The sequence below is a fragment of the Mobiluncus sp. genome (assembly GCF_034180645.1).
GTDB lineage: Bacteria > Actinomycetota > Actinomycetes > Actinomycetales > Actinomycetaceae > Mobiluncus.
In genome coordinates this window covers 93,333-109,312 of the sequence record NZ_JAXFNY010000016.1, presented here as the reverse complement: position 1 = coordinate 109,312, position 15,980 = coordinate 93,333, and the positions used below count along the sequence as shown (strand labels likewise).

Annotated in this window: 13 protein-coding genes; 10 read left to right on the top strand and 3 right to left on the bottom strand. The window is 57.3% G+C overall.

What is annotated here, in order from left to right; all coding sequences use genetic code 11:
• Positions 1-11 precede the first annotated feature (11 nt).
• The 5 genes from SPI05_RS07385 (at position 12) to nagB (ending at position 4,693) form a co-directional block, all read left to right on the top strand.
• Positions 12-923, top strand: coding sequence for a dihydrodipicolinate synthase family protein (locus SPI05_RS07385; RefSeq protein WP_321077475.1), 912 nt, complete (start codon positions 12-14; stop codon positions 921-923).
• Between the two features lie 10 nt (positions 924-933).
• On the top strand, positions 934-1,875 hold the full coding sequence (locus tag SPI05_RS07380; RefSeq protein ID WP_321077473.1) for an ROK family protein: 942 nt from the start codon (positions 934-936) through the stop codon (positions 1,873-1,875).
• Between the two features lie 46 nt (positions 1,876-1,921).
• Entirely contained in the window at positions 1,922-2,626 is a 705-nt protein-coding gene (locus SPI05_RS07375; protein WP_321077472.1) for an N-acetylmannosamine-6-phosphate 2-epimerase, read from the top strand.
• A 102-nt stretch (positions 2,627-2,728) separates the two neighbouring features.
• Positions 2,729-3,850, top strand: coding sequence for an N-acetylglucosamine-6-phosphate deacetylase (nagA, locus tag SPI05_RS07370; RefSeq protein WP_321077470.1), 1,122 nt, complete (start codon positions 2,729-2,731; stop codon positions 3,848-3,850).
• A 51-nt stretch (positions 3,851-3,901) separates the two neighbouring features.
• Positions 3,902-4,693, top strand: a complete 792-nt coding sequence (gene nagB / locus SPI05_RS07365) for a glucosamine-6-phosphate deaminase (RefSeq protein WP_321077468.1) — start codon at positions 3,902-3,904, stop codon at positions 4,691-4,693.
• A 269-nt stretch (positions 4,694-4,962) separates the two neighbouring features.
• On the opposite strand, the gene SPI05_RS07360 is transcribed toward nagB, so the two are convergent.
• The 3 genes from SPI05_RS07360 to uidA all read right to left on the bottom strand — a co-directional run bounded on the left by SPI05_RS07360 (position 4,963) and on the right by uidA (position 8,603).
• Positions 4,963-5,583, bottom strand: coding sequence for a cadmium resistance transporter (locus SPI05_RS07360; RefSeq protein WP_321077466.1), 621 nt, complete (start codon positions 5,581-5,583; stop codon positions 4,963-4,965).
• A 162-nt stretch (positions 5,584-5,745) separates the two neighbouring features.
• Positions 5,746-6,750, bottom strand: coding sequence for a LacI family DNA-binding transcriptional regulator (locus tag SPI05_RS07355; protein ID WP_321077464.1), 1,005 nt, complete (start codon positions 6,748-6,750; stop codon positions 5,746-5,748).
• 71 nt (positions 6,751-6,821) lie between these two features.
• Entirely contained in the window at positions 6,822-8,603 is a 1,782-nt protein-coding gene (gene uidA / locus SPI05_RS07350) for a beta-glucuronidase (RefSeq protein ID WP_321077462.1), read from the bottom strand.
• Between the two features lie 305 nt (positions 8,604-8,908).
• Here uidA and SPI05_RS07345 point away from each other — a divergent pair, with 305 nt between their 5' ends.
• The 5 genes from SPI05_RS07345 (at position 8,909) to SPI05_RS07325 (ending at position 15,974) form a co-directional block, all read left to right on the top strand.
• The gene (locus tag SPI05_RS07345; RefSeq protein ID WP_321077460.1) at positions 8,909-10,369 is read left to right on the top strand and encodes a glycoside-pentoside-hexuronide (GPH):cation symporter; all 1,461 of its coding nucleotides are present in this window, start codon (positions 8,909-8,911) and stop codon (positions 10,367-10,369) included.
• Between the two features lie 98 nt (positions 10,370-10,467).
• Entirely contained in the window at positions 10,468-12,249 is a 1,782-nt protein-coding gene (locus SPI05_RS07340; RefSeq protein ID WP_321077458.1) for a glycoside hydrolase family 3 protein, read from the top strand.
• 11 nt (positions 12,250-12,260) lie between these two features.
• The gene (locus SPI05_RS07335) at positions 12,261-13,151 is read left to right on the top strand and encodes a hypothetical protein (protein WP_321077456.1); all 891 of its coding nucleotides are present in this window, start codon (positions 12,261-12,263) and stop codon (positions 13,149-13,151) included.
• Between the two features lie 124 nt (positions 13,152-13,275).
• Entirely contained in the window at positions 13,276-14,898 is a 1,623-nt protein-coding gene (locus SPI05_RS07330; protein ID WP_321077454.1) for a mannitol dehydrogenase family protein, read from the top strand.
• Entirely contained in the window at positions 14,895-15,974 is a 1,080-nt protein-coding gene (locus SPI05_RS07325) for a mannonate dehydratase (protein WP_321077452.1), read from the top strand. Before SPI05_RS07330 ends, SPI05_RS07325 begins: the two co-directional genes overlap by 4 nt.
• Positions 15,975-15,980: the final 6 nt, after the last annotated feature.

Below are 15,980 nucleotides of genomic sequence, written 5' to 3'. Positions count from 1 at the left end.
GAGAATGAGGTATGTCAAAAAAAATTAGCGGCATTGTCCCGCCCCTAACCGTCCCGTTAAAGGGCGGCGAACTCGATGTGCATTCGTTGGAACGGCACATTAACCGCCAGATTGCAGCCGGTATCGATGGCTTGTTTGTCCTGGGATCGTCGGGAGAAGTGGCGTTTTCCACTGATGAACGCCGTGGGCAAATCCTCTCTGAATCCAAACGTATCGTGGCTGGTCGCGTCCCCATTATGGCGGGGGTTATCAGCACGGAGACGGAACGGGTCGTGGAGCACATTCGCCAAGCCGAAGACATCGGGGTAGATGCAGTGGTCGCTACCGCCCCGTTCTATGCCCTGCAAGGGGTTCGGGAGATTCGGCGGCACTTCGAAATCTTGCGAGAAAGCACGGATCTGCCCATTTGGGCATACGACATTCCCGCATGTGTCCATTGGAAGTTGCCCAATGACCTGGTGATGGACCTGGGTAAAGCCGGGGTTCTCAGCGGGGTTAAGGATTCTTCTGGCGATGATGTCGGCTTCCGTTTCCTCTCTCGGTTGAACGCCGAGGCGGGACACCCGCTGCAACTGCTTACCGGTCACGAGGTCGTGGTGGACGGGGCGTATCTGTCCGGTGCGGACGGCTGTGTGCCCGGCTTGGGCAACGTCGATCCGGACGGCTACGTTCGCCAGTGGAAAGCCGCCCTCGCTAAGGATTGGGAGACTGTCCGCAAGGAACAGGACCGGCTGGCAGATTTGATGACGATTGTCCAGGTCAAAGACGTGCAGGGCTTCGGTGCCGGAATCGGTGCGTTTAAGACTGCCTTGCAGCTGCTGGGGGTATTTGAGTCTAACGAAATGCCTCGTCCCGTGGCGGCTTTGAGCGGAGAAAACGTAGAGCACGTACGCGGCGTCCTGCAAAAAGTCGGATTGTTGTAGGAACCCGGCTATGACCACGGATTACGTCATCGCTATAGACCTCGGCGGCACGAAAATTGCTGCCGCCCTGGCGGATTTGGATGGCAATCTGAGCCTACCTTGCCGGGTGGACACGCCTGCTCACGAGGGCGGTGCGGCCGTGGTCGGAGCGATTAACGCCTTGGTGGGTGAGGTCCGCTCGCAGGCTCACAAGGACGGCATCGACCGGATTGTGGGTGTCGGGATTGGATCAGCCGGGGTAGTCGACCTGGCGGGGCAGCGGATTATTGCCTCCACTGATGCGATTCGGGGCTGGGCCGGTACCGAGGTCGTATCGCTGGTGGAATCAGCGGTGAATCTGCCCGTCACTTTGGAAAACGATGTTAATGCTCATCTGCGTGGAGAAGCCTGGAAAGGTGCGGGAGCCGGGAAAAACTACGTTGCCATGATGGCCCTGGGGACCGGTATCGGCGGAGCCCTCATGATTAACGGGGAAATCCTGGTCGGTCCGCATGGAACCGCCGGCGATTTCGGACACCTACCAACTTTGCTGCCTACCAAACGGGCCTGCACGTGTGGACGCGGCGTGCCACATCTGGAAACCGTGGCATCGGGACCGGGGCTGTACGCCTGGTACTTGGAAAACGGTGGAGACCCGGCCGTCGGTGGCGCTCATGAACTGGAAAAACGCGCCCTGTCAGGGGATGCGCTGGCTGCACGCATTTATACGGAAGTAGCCGCGGAAACCGGGCGCGCTCTGGGATCTATCGTCAATACGGTTGACCCGGAAGTCATGATTGTCGGGGGAGGCCTGGCTAACAGCACGGACATCTGGTGGAAACCCCTCCGGGCGGCTTACCAGGAACAGTTGGTGAACATTCTTCGCGAGGTGCCGCTGGTGAAAGCGACTTTGGGCAATGCGGCTGCCCTGGTGGGGGCCGCGAAAAAGATTTGGAACCGGGTGGATGGCTGAACGAACCCGGCGCGAGACTGCGCGCCAACTACGGAAGGGGAAATAGATGAATGCACAACGTCAAGCGGTGATTGATGCCATTAAGGGGCGGCTAATTGTCAGCTGTCAGGCATATCCGGGAGAGCCGATGCGGCGGTCTGATATCACCGCCGCGGTGGCACAGTCAGTTGTGTCGGGAGGAGCTGCCGCGGTGCGCGTCCAGGGGATAGCGGACATCGTGGCGTGCCGTCAGACGGTGGAAGTTCCCCTGATTGGACTCATTAAGTTTGGTCACGAGGGCGTTTACATTACGCCCTCGATTGCTCACGCACGTGCCTGTGCCTTGAGCGGCGCGGATGTCATCGCTATCGATGCCACTTTGCGTGAACGGGGGGAAGGCGAGACTTTCGCAGATGCGGTGAGTGCGATGCACGAGGAATTTCCCGGGGTGGCAATCATGGCTGACTGCGCTTCCGTTGAGGACGCGAAAGCAGCCGAACAGGCCGGAGCGGACTTCATCGGCACCACCCTGTCCGGCTATACTCCCGGATACCAATATGCCCGCGCCGCGACTGCGGGACCCGACTTCGATTTCATTGCGGCAGTCTGCCAGTCAGTCCACGCCCCAATCGTGGTGGAAGGCCGGATTCACAGCCCCCAAGACCTCGCTGAGGTTTACCAATACCCGATTCACGCGGCGTGCGTAGGCACTGCCATCACTCACCCGTGGCGTCTCACTGAATGGTATGTAGACAAACTACCGAAAGCCTAGCTGCGTGGGACGCTACCTGTCTACATTCACGGGGAAGGCTACTGGTGCAGGAGCATACGTCTCACAATACTTGCGGACAAACTGAGAGGAAACCGGAACAACATGACAATCTATCGCGCAGACACGTTATTCGATGGTAACCAGGTCCTAGGACCGGGGGCAGTGCGGGTGGAAAATGACCGTATCGCTGAGGTTCTCAGCGGGCCGGCGGCCGCACAAGTCCGGGCCGATGTGGATTTTGGGACGGCTATCCTCGCCCCCGGATTCGTGGATATTCATTCTCACGGCGGCGGGGGAGAGGCTTTCACTAACGGGGCTGAGGCGGCCCGTACCGTCATCGCCACCCACCGTAACGAGGGTACGACTTCCATTATGGCCAGCCTGGTCACGGACACTTTGGACCACTTGGAATCCCAGATTCAGGATTTGGCGCCGCTCTATGACGCCGGTGAAATTTTGGGCGTCCACTTGGAGGGCCCGTGGATGGCTGAGGAATACAAGGGAGCCCATGACCCCAAGCTGCTGCGCGACCCGGCTCTGGACGAGGTCCAGCGCCTCTGCCAAGCTGGTCCGGTGAAAATGGTGACCCTCGCTATTGAACGTCGCGGCGGGTTGGAGGCCGTGCGCTGGCTGGTGTCACAAGGAATCATTGCCGCTCCAGGACATATGAACGCAGACTACGACACGATGAAAGCCGCACTGGCCAATGGGGCGCAAAATGTCACCCACCTGTTCAACGCGATGAAACCGATTCATCACCGCCAGCCTGGGCCCATCGTGGCCGCCTTGGAAACGCCGGGATTGCCGGTAGAAATCATCGCTGACGGCGTACATTCCCACCCGGCCACCGTGAAGTTCGTGTTTGATGCCAAAGGGCGGGACACAGTCTTGGTTACTGATGCGATGGCGGCCGCGGGCTCGCCGGACGGAGATTATCTGTTGGGGCCCCTCGAGGTTGAAGTTCGTGACGCGGTAGCACGTTTAAAATCCAACGGATCCATTGCCGGCTCCACCCTGACCCTGTCCCGGGCGATACGTTTTGCAACTTATACCGCAGGAGTGGATATTTGGTTGGCGCTTCATGCCGCTACGGCTCGACCTGCGGCTTTGCTGGGTCGGACAGACATTGGAGTGTTGGTACCGGGGGCCTACGCGGACTTGGTAGTCGAGTTGAGTGCCCTGCAGGTTCAACACGTGTTTCGTCGTGGTCAGCAGGTGCGTTGAGATGGAACTCGGAGCTTAGCCGGAAAATTAAAACAATGGAAGGTAATCATTATGGAACTCATTATTAAACCAACGGAGCAAGATTTAGCAGTCGTTGCTGCGGAGGCCATCTGCGAGGTCTACGCGGACAAACCCAATGCCGTGCTGGGGGTGGCGACAGGTTCTAGCCCGCTGCCAATTTATCAAGAACTTTCACGCCGGGTTCAGGCCGGGAGTTTGTCTCTAAGCCGCGCACAGGCTTTCCAGCTCGATGAATACGTGGGGCTGCCTCAGGATCACCCCGAGGCGTACCATAACTTTATTCGCCGGGAGTTTGCCGATATCACGGATATAGACCATAACTCGGTATATGGAGAAGACGGCCTAGCCACGGACTTGTTAGCGGAATGTCAACGTTATGAACAGGCTATTGTTGGTGTAGGCGGAATTGATATACAGATTCTGGGTATCGGAGCGGATGGGCATATTGCGTTCAATGAACCCGGCACGTCCTTAAAGTCCTTGACGCACCCCGCGGTGTTGACCGCCCAAACCCGCCGCGACAACGCTCGATTCTTTGACGGAGACATTGATAAGGTGCCTAGGCACGCGCTCACGCAAGGGGTGGGCACCATCTTGCGGGCGCGAAAAATCCTGCTCATTGCTACTGGCTCTAACAAAGCTGACGCGGTTCGTGACATGGTGGAGGGTCCGGTCTCTATCTCTTGCACCGGTTCGGCTTTGCAGCTGCACAACAATGTTAAGGTGCTGCTGGACGAGGCAGCCGCCGCGAAGTTGGAGCGCCAGGATTTCTATCGCGAGGTTTATGCCAACCGTCCCCAAGGGGCGTGGCTGGGGCTGTAGCCCAAGCAACATGCCAATGACCCCTTGTCGTGGATAGGAGTATCGCGCCGAGCACCCGCCGCTTACCCTCGCCGAGCCGCGCGACGTATGATGAAGTCAAGCTGCCACACGATTCCACTATCAGTTGGCGCCATCGATTCGTTTCCCTTTTCAATTTTTATGGCATTTCCAGCGGCAGAAACAATTGCTTCGGCATCTCTGCGGATAAAAGAGGTGCTGGCAGTGGTTTGCGCTGGGGACACAAAGCTGGCCGGATAACCGTGTGCCGCCTAGAGCCATCCGGCGAGGATGAGCACCCCGAGCAGGATAAGCACACTCGGAAAGAGCACCGCCTCGAATCGTTCCAGAACCTCTGCGAGCCCTAAACGTCCGGTAATGAACCACGCCAGAGCCAACAGCGCACCCGCCAGCACCAGAAACGTTGCGCAGAATATAGCGACTTGCCACCAGGCCGACAAGGCAAAAACCGGCAGATAAACCCCGATTTCGTCGCCTCCGTTCGCGATGGTGAGCAGGGCGACCGCGCCGACGCTGACGTTTTTCCCTTTTAGTTGTGATTCTGCTTCGTCCTCGTCCTCAGATTCTTGAGCCTGCAAGCGCTCCCGGATTTCGCAGACTGCGGCTTTCAATCCCAGTGCCAGCGGTATCAGACCCAGCAGATGAAGCTGCGCCTCGGGTATGACGAAACCGGAAATCAGGTTCAGGATCACGGTGGCTGCCAAAATAGCGCTGAAACCGAGGTATTGACCTGCGCAGATACGCAACGTTGTGCCGGGTCGCTGGTGACCGTGGACAAACCATAAGGTCAGCAGCATCAAGTGGTCGATGTTAGTGACCACGAAGAGCACGAATGCTTGGGCGAGGGTTGACAGAATCAAAGCGGTTGTCACGAGTCCATTATCGCTGAAGGGGCAAAACTGATGAAAAGTGAATCTAGGAATCGTCAAAGACCGGCGTGAGAACGTGAAAGCAATTATGAGGTGCATTCCTTTAGGAACTAGGGTCGCCGCCGACCGGGTGGGGTTTCCTCCAATCGGGGTAGACCCTGCGTCCTAGGACGTTTTCGCCGGTCCGGTGGAAGCGCGGGGAATGAACTCGATTGGGAGTTGCAGGAGTTTACGTTCCCGACTGGAACGGTGCGTCACCTGCCAGATGAGAGATTCCGCTCCGCGTTTACCAATCTCTTGTGAGGCGGATGCCAAAGAGGAGAGTTCCGGGTAGACGAGTGTCGTCAACAAAGAGTTATCGATGCCGACAACCGACACATCCTGGGGAATCCGCACCTGGTGGGCACGGGCCTCTCGCATGAAACCGGCAGCCGTCAGGTCATTGAAAGCCAGCACGGCGCTGGTGCGATTGGTGATGTTCCACGTGACGAATGCCTCCGCTCCTCCTGCCGGATCCGGGGAGACATAGTCGGTGTGGGTGAGCGTAAGACCGTACTTCGGTGCAATTTGGGAAGCAACCCGCCAGCGAATCGCGTTCGCCCACGACATTTCCGGTCCCGAGATGTAAAGCACACTGCGGTGTCCCAAATCGCTGAGGTAGCGAAATACGTGGGTCATCCCGCGTTCGGTTTCAGGAATCACGCAGGTGTGGCCCTTCATGTAGCGGTTGAGCAGCACGAGGGGGCGCTGCTTCTCGATCTTATTGATTGAACCGGCGTCCAGACGGGAAGCGGCCAACGCCACCCCGTCCACCCGAGCGATAATCTGCTGAATTGTTTTCTGTTCCAGGGCACCGCTTTCCTGCGTGTTGAGGATAATGGTTGTGTAACCGGCATCTCCGGCGGCCTGTTGAAATCCTTCGGAAATTTCCTCGTAGATGGGGTTAGCCAAGTCCGCCACCACCAGGACCAGGATGTTCGACAGGTGCGCATCCCCGCTGTAGGTTGCCCCCACACTGGAATACCCCAGCCTCTCAGCTGCGGCAAAAATGCGCGCGGCGGTGTCGGCGCTGACCCGATCCGGGCGAGACAGCGCGCGAGAAACAGTGGACGGCGCCACGCCAACATCTGCAGCGATGTCGTAAATTGTGACTTTCTTGCGGTGCGACATTGTCCTCCTTTCCTTGTCTACACTCGGTGTTGCTGGTGGTGGCGGTTTCCTTGTGTTACGGCGCGGCGATTCTAGCAGCCCAGCTCGTCGCGCATAGCCAGCCAGCGTGCCCTCACGGCGTAGGCGGCCGGTTTGGGAGCGCGATCCCGCGTGAACATCCCCTTCTTGTTGCCGCCCACGCGCATGATTCCCGGCATCGTCAAAAAGTCAGCGAAGTTCCACATCTGTTCGCCGACGACCTGCGGGGTGTCGTCGAAAACCCGATGGAACATAGCGAGCATATCAATCTGGAACTCTTCTGACCAGGGACGACGATACAGGTCGGCTTGCCCGGGCATGGTGTCCGGGCCGTATTCGGTAAAGATAATCGGCTTGCCAGGATAGTCATCAATCCAGCCGCGCAGCTCGTCGCGCAGCGCCTTTTCGGCATCCGCCAAGTTCCCGGTGTTGACGTACCAACCGTAGTAGCGGTTGAGCATAATCACATCGAAGAGATCGGTAATTTTTTCAAGTTCTGGCGGGGAGAGCATCACGTTTACGTAACCCACCGGCCTGGTGGGGTCGGCCGCCTTGGCGGCGGCGGCCAGAGGCTCGAAGTATTCCCGTGATTCCGGCGTGCTAGTTTCTGGCTCGTTCGCAATCGACCAGATAACTACGCAGGGGTGGTTCTTGTCGCGGGCAATCAAATCTTCGATTTCTCGCCGATGTGCTTCCTGGGTTTTCTCGTTAACAGTTTCCGGAGAAAAGGTCTTGAAGCCTTGGTCTCCAAAGATTCCTCCGCCAAGCCCGGTGTTCAAACCCACCGCCGGAGTTTCGTCAATCACAACGAATCCCATCCGGTCGGCATAATCCATCACCTCTTCGGCGTAAGGGTAGTGGGAAGTCCTGAAGGAGTTCGCTCCCTGCCACTTCATCAGTTCAAAGTCGTGCACCATCATGACGTCGTCGTGGGCCTTGCCGCGCACGATATTGTCTTCGTGACGCCCGTAGCCTCGGAAATAGAACGGTTTGCCGTTGATAAGGAACTGGGAGTCCTTGACTTCTACGGTGCGAATCCCCACGGTCTGCGGGTACACGTCCTCGCCGGCGTGTACCTCCAAGGTATAGAGGTATCCGTCTCCCGGCGCCCAGAAATGCGCGTCTTCCACCCGGAGCGTACCCTGCGTGCCGTCAGCGCTGGCGACAACCTTGCCGTCGGCGCACTTCAACTTCACGGACACATCCCCGCTACCGCCGGTCACTACGTCATATTTCACAATGCCGGTGGTGCCTTCAATCTCGGTGACCACGGTGATGTCTTTCACGTAGGTTTCGGGACGGGTATAGAGCTTCACGCTGCGGTGAATCCCGGCATAGTTATAGAAGTCGTGGAAGTAGGTCTGAACGCGCCTACCTGTAGAGTCGGTTTTGACGTAACCCGGGGGAATGCTGTTCCAAGACAGGCGGTTGTCCACCGCGACGGTCAAACGGAAGGTCTCTTTACCGCTGATATGGTCGGTGATGTCGGCTTCGAAAGGAAGGTATCCTCCGACGTGACGCATGACTTCGGTGTCGTTTACCCAGACAATAGCGCAGTGCGTGGCGGAACCGAATCGCAGCACCAGACGGTCTCTGCCCAGGTTGCGCGGGACTCGCACCTCGCGTTGGTACCACAGGTATCCGACGTGGTCGCGCAGTGCCACATCCGTCACCACGTCGTTGAACGAGGCCGGTACCGCCATCGTCGTGGACTCTGGCAGAGGCGCGGCAAACCAACGCTGTTCCACGCCTTGGTTGTCCTTGTCTACGGTGAAGTCCCAGATACCGTCGAGGACGAAAACGCTGCGGGAAGATGATTCGCGAACAGCTAACATTTGGTGGCTCCTTACTGTTTTACGGCCTTCGGGGCCTGCCGTGCGGGCTGCTTTGCCCGTCTAAAACTAATGCAACCAGAAAATCAGCCCAATACCACGTTGTTGCTAAAAGTTGCCACAAAGTCGCGTTTTATCCAATATATTTCCTATTTGGGGTTTTGGAGGAGAATTCTCGGCAATTATTGGCAACTGCATCCGCAACCTCTGTTTAAGGTGTGAAGATGTTTTTATCCCAACGTGGTACCTCGTTTACCTGCTAGCGACGCTGCTAACCGGGAGGGAATTCGAGAAGCAAAGGAACTTCGATGGCAAACTCAAACTCCACGCCTGCAACGAAAAAACGTCCTTTCGGGCTGCGTGACAAGATTGGCTATATGTTCGGTGACTTCGGAAACGACTTCACCTTTTTGCTCCAAATGATGTTTTTCATGGTGTTTTACACCGATGTCATGGGCATTAATCCGGCTCACGTGGGAACTTTGTTCCTAGTGGCGCGTATCGTGGATGCATTTACCGATGTCGGCATGGGGCGCCTGCTCGACCTGCTGAAACCCAGTAAGAAAGGGCGTTTCCGCCCCTGGATTCTGCGGATGTGTATCCCGGTAGCCCTGGCTTCCACCATGATGTATATGCCGTTCGTGGTGGACTCCAGTTATGCGGTTCGTGTTACCTATATGGTGGTTACCTACTTTATCTGGGGATCAATCTTCTATACCTCGATTAATATTCCCTATGGTTCCATGGCGGCGGTTATTTCCACCGATCCCAAGCACCGCACTTCGCTGTCGGTGTTCCGTTCCGTGGGTGGTCAGCTGGCTTTTCTGACGATTTCTGCCGTGCTGCCTCGCGTAATTTTCGTCAACAATAAGATGGACGCCACCCGCATGGCTGGTGCCGCTATTGTCTGCGGAATTTGCGCCGTCGCCTGCTACCTGGCGTGCTACTCGATGGTGACCGAACGTATTGTTTTCAAGCGCAAGACCCGCGAAGAAATCGCTGCTGAAAAAGCAAAGGGCGGTGATACGCAGGGCTTCCTAAAGACCCTGCTGACGAACCGTCCGCTGTGGGCACTGGTACTCGGGGCGCTGCTGTTCCTGCTGGCAAACTTCTTGATGAGCGGCACGCTGGCCTACTTGTGGAAGGACTATTTTGAAGATGCCGGCATGATGAGCACCGGTCAGGTAGTTTCGATTGTGCCGGTATTCTTGCTCTCTCTTATTGCCACCCCGATGGCTATGAAACTGGGGAAGAAAGAAATCATTGTGGGAGCAATGTTCTTTACTTCCATAATCTGCTTCGTGACCTGGATGCTGGGAATCAAGAGCGCGGTTGTTTTCGTGGTGATTCTCTTCTTCATCCAGTTGGGACCCAATACCTTCAATATCCTCATCTGGGCTGTGCTGACTGACGTGCTGGATTATCAGGAACTCAAGAGCGGGGAGCGTGACGACGGTACGGTTTATGCCATCTACTCGTGGGCACGCAAGCTCGGTCAAGCTCTGGCCGGTTGGCTGGTCGGATTCGCCATTAGCACGGTGGGTTACGATGCGGAGGTCGCAAAAGCGGGAGGTCACCAGTCCCCCGAGACTCTGCAGGGCATTTATACTCTCTATCTGCTGGTTCCTGCCGCCATTATTGTGGTTGTGGGACTGATTTTCCTCTTCATCTATCCTCTGAGCCGCAAACAGGTTATGGCCAATACCGAGGAGCTGAGCCGGCGTCGCGAAGCCAAGAAGGCTGCGCAGGGTGCCCCTGACGGAGACTAAAAATCCTCTGGGGACGGGGCAGCAATCTCCGGCGAGGATTCCGGGTTCCTCCGCAACAAGAAACCCGGTCCGACGTGACATTTAGGAAAGGAAAAAACATGGTTGATTTGAGCGCTAAACCCTATAACCTCAGCGAAGAGGACGCCAAGTGGGTGCGCGACACGATTGCGAATATGAGTCTGGAAGAGAAAGTCGGGCAGCTCTTTGTAAACATGGGGGCCGAGCGCTCTGAGGAATACCTCACCGATGTGCTCGACCGCTACCACATTGGAGCGGTGCGCTACAACCCCGGCAGCGCGGAGGAGGTTTGGGAACAGAACTACATTCTGCAAACCAAATCCAAGATTCCGCTGCTGATTGCGGCGAACACCGAAGCCGGTGGCAACGGCGCCTGCACAGACGGCACCTACGTGGGCTACGAAGTCAAAATCGGGGCGGCGCCTGGCGAACTCGGCGAGAAATACGCCTACGAGATGGGCAGGGTTTCCGGGGTGGAAGCCGGGGCCATCGGCTGCAACTGGAGTTTTGCCCCGATTGTGGACATTATGCGTAACTGGCATAACCCGATTCTGTCCAACCGTGCCTTCAGCGACGACCCCGATCGCGTGCTGGCTCTCTCACGTGCCTATATGCGCGGCATTATGGAGTCCGGCATCATGCCGGCAGCCAAGCACTTTCCCGGCGACGGACTGGACGAACGCGACCAGCACCTGTCGAATTCGGTGAACTCCTACACTTGCGAGCAGTGGGACCAGACCTTCGGCAAGGTGTATAAAGGCTTGATTGACGATGGGCTGCCCTCCATCATGGTGGGCCACATTATGCAGCCGGCCTATCAAAAGCACTTCAACCCCGGAATCAGCGATGACGACTTGCTGCCAGCAACCTTGAGCCCGGAACTCATCACGGGGCTGCTGCGAGGCAAACTCGGGTTTAACGGCGTCGTCGTCACCGACGCGTCACACATGGTGGCGATGACGGGCGCCATGAAGCGCAGCGATATCCTCCCGGCGGCGATTGGGGCGGGAATCGACCTGTTCCTGTTCTTCAACGATCCCGACGAGGACTTTGCGTGGATGATGCAGGGCGTCAAAGACGGTCGTATCAGCGCAGACACCCTCCAGAATGCCCTGGAGAGAATCCTGGGGTTGAAGGCGCGTCTGGGCTTGCACCGCACCCCGCGAGAAGAAATCCTCACCCCCAAAGCCGAGGCGATGAGCCGAATCGGGCTGCCCGAGAACACGGCGGTGGCACCGAAGTTGGCGGAGGACGCCATCACTTTGGTGAAGCACAAGCAGCCTGAGAACCTGCCGATTTCTCCCGCCACGCACCGCCGCGTGCTGGTGGTTTCGGTTTCCGGGCCGCAAAATCCGATTTCGAGGGCTTTCGGAGGCGGTGGGGAAGCGACTCACCCGGCGGACCGCGTAGCGGAAATATTGCGTGAACGTGGCTACGAAGTGGATCGTCACGAATCCCTATTGGATAAACTCGCCGAGATGACCCCGGAGGAACAGGGGGAAGCAGTCAAGAATGTTTATGCCGGTAAGGCGCCGATTGCAAACCTCACCGAGCGTTACGACCTGGTGCTCCTGATTTCCAAGATTGACGGCATGATGCAGCCTACCGAGAGAGTGATGTGGCCGGCCACGAAGGGGACGGTGGATATACCCTGGTATGTCCATGAACTGCCCACTATCTATGTGTCCACCGCCACGCCCTACGCCCTGGTGGACGTGCCGCAGGTCAAGACCTATATCAACTGCTACGACGATAAACCTTTCACGCTGCAAGCCCTGGTGGACAAGCTGGAGGGCAAATCTCAGTTCAAGGGGGTCAGTCCGGTCGATGCCTTCTGCGGTCTTACGGACACGCGGATCTAGGAGGGTTGAGCATGAACGAGGCCAAGATTCTCGAGGACTTCAAGCCCCAGACGGAGTTTTTCATCGGGATTGATTCAGACGGGTGTGCCATCGACCAGATGAACATCAAGCACTTCGAGTGTTTCACCCCGGCCTACATTAAGGCCTTTGACCTGCAGCCCATCTCCACTCTGACCCGCGAAACCGCGATTTACATGAATCTGTTTTCGATTCATCGCGGCATCAATCGCTGGGCGGGACTCGATTTGCTGTTTGACCTGTTGAAACAGCGACCAGAGGTGCTTGAATCCGAGGTGAAACTCCCCGAAGGTAGGGAGCTTCACGGCTTCGTGACTTCTGGGCTGCCGCTCAGCGAGGCGGGAATCAAGCAGTGGGCCGCCCAGCACCCTTCGGAGGAAATCGAACGCAGCATCAGGTGGGGAGAGATTGTAAACGAACTGGTGGCGTGGATTGTGCACAACTGCGCGCCCTTCCACGGGGTGCGCGAAGCGATGGAGGCCATGCAGGGGAAGGTTGATGCGATGGTGGTCTCGGCTGCCTCGCTGAAGATGCTCAACCACGAGTGGGAAGAACACGACCTCAAGCGCTATATGGCACTCATCGCCGGGCAGGAAATGGGCACGAAATCCCAGCAGCTGGCAGAAGCTGCGGTGGGAAAGTACGATGCGGATCGGATTTTGTTGCTCGGCGATGCTCCCGGAGACGGTCATGCCGCAGCTGATAACGGCGTGCTGTGGTTCCCTATCCGGCCCGGTCACGAGGCGGAGTCCTGGCAGGAGTTCCGTGAAGTGGGTTTGCCACGTTTCCTGGAGGGGAGCTTCCGTGGCGACTATCAAGATCAGCTGATAGCTGACTTTAATAAGTTGTTGCCGGCCACCCCACCCTGGAGAACGATACCCTGAGACCGGTAAAAGTATCTGGCAACAATTGGCATTTTATGCAGCCAGTTGCCACAAGCGACACAATTGAAACTGAGGCGCCGGTAGTGAAAACTCTGGTACACAGAGCCGGCATGGAGGAGACACTATGGAGTTGAACCTGGCGGGGTTGCAAGATATCAGAACAAAAGCCCCCGAGATTGTGCTGCCCGGCTTTGACGTGGCAGAAATGCAAAGGGAAGGCAGGAAACGTCCCCGGTGGATTCATATTGGGCCGGGGAACTTGTTTCGGTGCTATCCCGCCCGCATGGCCGCTGATTTGCTGGAGCGCGGGGAACACTGGCCGATCACCGCAGTAGCTCCACGCGACCCGACAGATATGCGCACCCAGCTGAACAAACATGATCTCATGACCTTGAAGGTCACTCTGAACCCAGACGGAAACCAGGATTTACGGGTGGTGGCTGGAATCAGCGAAAGTTTGGGGATTCGAGACGCAGACGAATTCTCGCGCCTGGTGGAGATTGCGCGCGACCCCGGAGTCACCCTCATGAGCTACACCATCACCGAAAAAGGCTACGTTATTAGCGATGGTTCCGGGAATCTGCAGCCGGGGGTAGAGGCGGCGATTCAAGCCGGCAATCCGTTAGATCCCGAAGGGTGGCGCGCCTCGACCATGGTGCTTTCAGCGGTGCTGCTGTGCGAGCGGTTTAGGGCGGGGGGAGCGCCAATCACCCTGCTCAGTTTCGATAATTTTTCACATAACGGCGATAAGCTGCGCGAATCGATTCTGAGGATTGCGCGCGGCTGGGCGGAACACGGAACCGCACCGGAAGGTTTCCTGGAGTGGCTTTCAGACGAGAAAAACGTGGCTTTCCCGATCACGGTTATCGATAAAATCACCCCGCGTCCCAACCCCGTGATTGCCGAAAAACTCGCTGGTCTCGGGTTTAGCGATATGGCGGTTGAGACTCCACACCGCACCCCGCTGGCCGGTTTCGTGAATACGGAACCGGTGGAATACCTCATCATCGAAGACAAATTCGCGGGTGAGCGTCCGAACTGGGATGATCTCGGCGTGCTGGTCGTGAAACGCGAGATTTGCGACGATTTTGAAAACATGAAGGTCACGACCTGCCTGAATCCCCTGCACACCGCGCTGGCAGTGGCTGGCTCCCTGCTACGTTTCCCAACTATTGACGCCGAAATGCGCGATCCGGCGCTGAGCGCACTCGTGCATGACTTGGGGTGGAAGGAAGGGCTGCCGGTCGTGGCGAATCCGGTGGTGGTAAAGCCCGAGGACTTCCTGCGCGAGGTGCTGGAAGTGCGGCTGCCGAACGTGTATTTGCCGGACAATCCGGCGCGCATCGCCATGGATACCTCACAAAAGATTCCCATTCGCTTCGGCGAAACCATCAAAAAGTATCTGGCGCGCGGACTTGACCTCGAGACTTTGCGGGCGATTCCGTTCGTTTTCGCTCTGTGGTGCCGTTTCCTGATGGGTATCGGCGACGACGGTCAGCCTTTCGAGCCGGCATCCGACCCCAGATACGACGAACTGCACAAGCACGTGGCGGGAATCACCCTCGGTGGAAACCATACCGCAAAAGAGGTTCACCAGGCACTTTACCCGATACTTTCCGACACCGACATCTTTCGCACCGACCTGTACGCCACGCCGCTGGCGCAGGCGACCGAACAATACTTTTTGCAGCTCATCGCCGGCACTGGTGCCGTGCGCTCAACCCTCGATAAGGAGTACAACAAATGAAGATGACATTCCGCTGGTACGGAGAAGGATACGACCCGATTCCGCTGCGCTACATCAAACAAATCCCGGAAATGACCGGAATCATGGGCACCTTGAACGGCAAGGCCGCCGGGGAAGTGTGGGAAGAACACGAAATCAGGGAGATGATTGACGGCGTTCACGCTGCCGGGCTCGAATGCGAAGTTATCGAATCCGTCAACGTGCACGAGGATATCAAGCTGGGTCTGCCCACGCGCGACAAATACATAGACGCCTACAACAAGTGTCTGGAGAACCTGGCAAAGTGCGGTGTGAAGGTCGTGATTTATAACTTCATGCCCGTCTTTGACTGGCTGCGCACCGAGCTGGCCCACGTCACCGAGGACGGCTCCAACTGCCTGTACTACGACCATGCCCAGATTGAGGGCATGACCCCGCGCGACATTGTGGAGCTGACCGCGAAGGAATCCGGCGGGCTAACTCTGCCCGGATGGGAGCCGGAACGCCTGGCTCATCTGGATACGGTGATGGCACAGTATCAGGAGGTTGACCACGAGAAAATGCGCGCCAACTACCGATACTTCCTGGAAGGCATCATTCCCACGGCAGAAAAGGTCGGTATCAAGATGGCGTGCCACCCCGACGATCCGGCCTGGGATTTGTTCGGGCTGCCGCGCATCTATCGAAATCGCGATGACATGGACAAGATTGCTGGTCTCTACGATTCCGGCTTCAACGGCTTCTGCATCTGTGCGGGTTCGCTGGGATCCAATCCCGACAATGATGTTCCCGCGATTTTCCGCGAATTCGGCAAGCGCGGTTTGATGAACGCCGCTCACGTGCGCAACGTCAAGTATCTAGGGCCGAAGAAGTTCCACGAGGCTCCCCACCCGTCCTCCACCGGCAGTCTAGATATGTACGCTATTTTGGAGGCTATCTATGAAACCAACCCGGACGTCTATATTCGTCCGGACCACGGTCGCATGATTTGGGGGGAAACGGGCCGACCCGGATACCCCCTCTACGACCGGGCGCTCGGGGCGGTCTACCTCGGCGGACTGTGGGAAGCAATCGTGAAAAGCCACGAAGATAAGTAGGAGGAA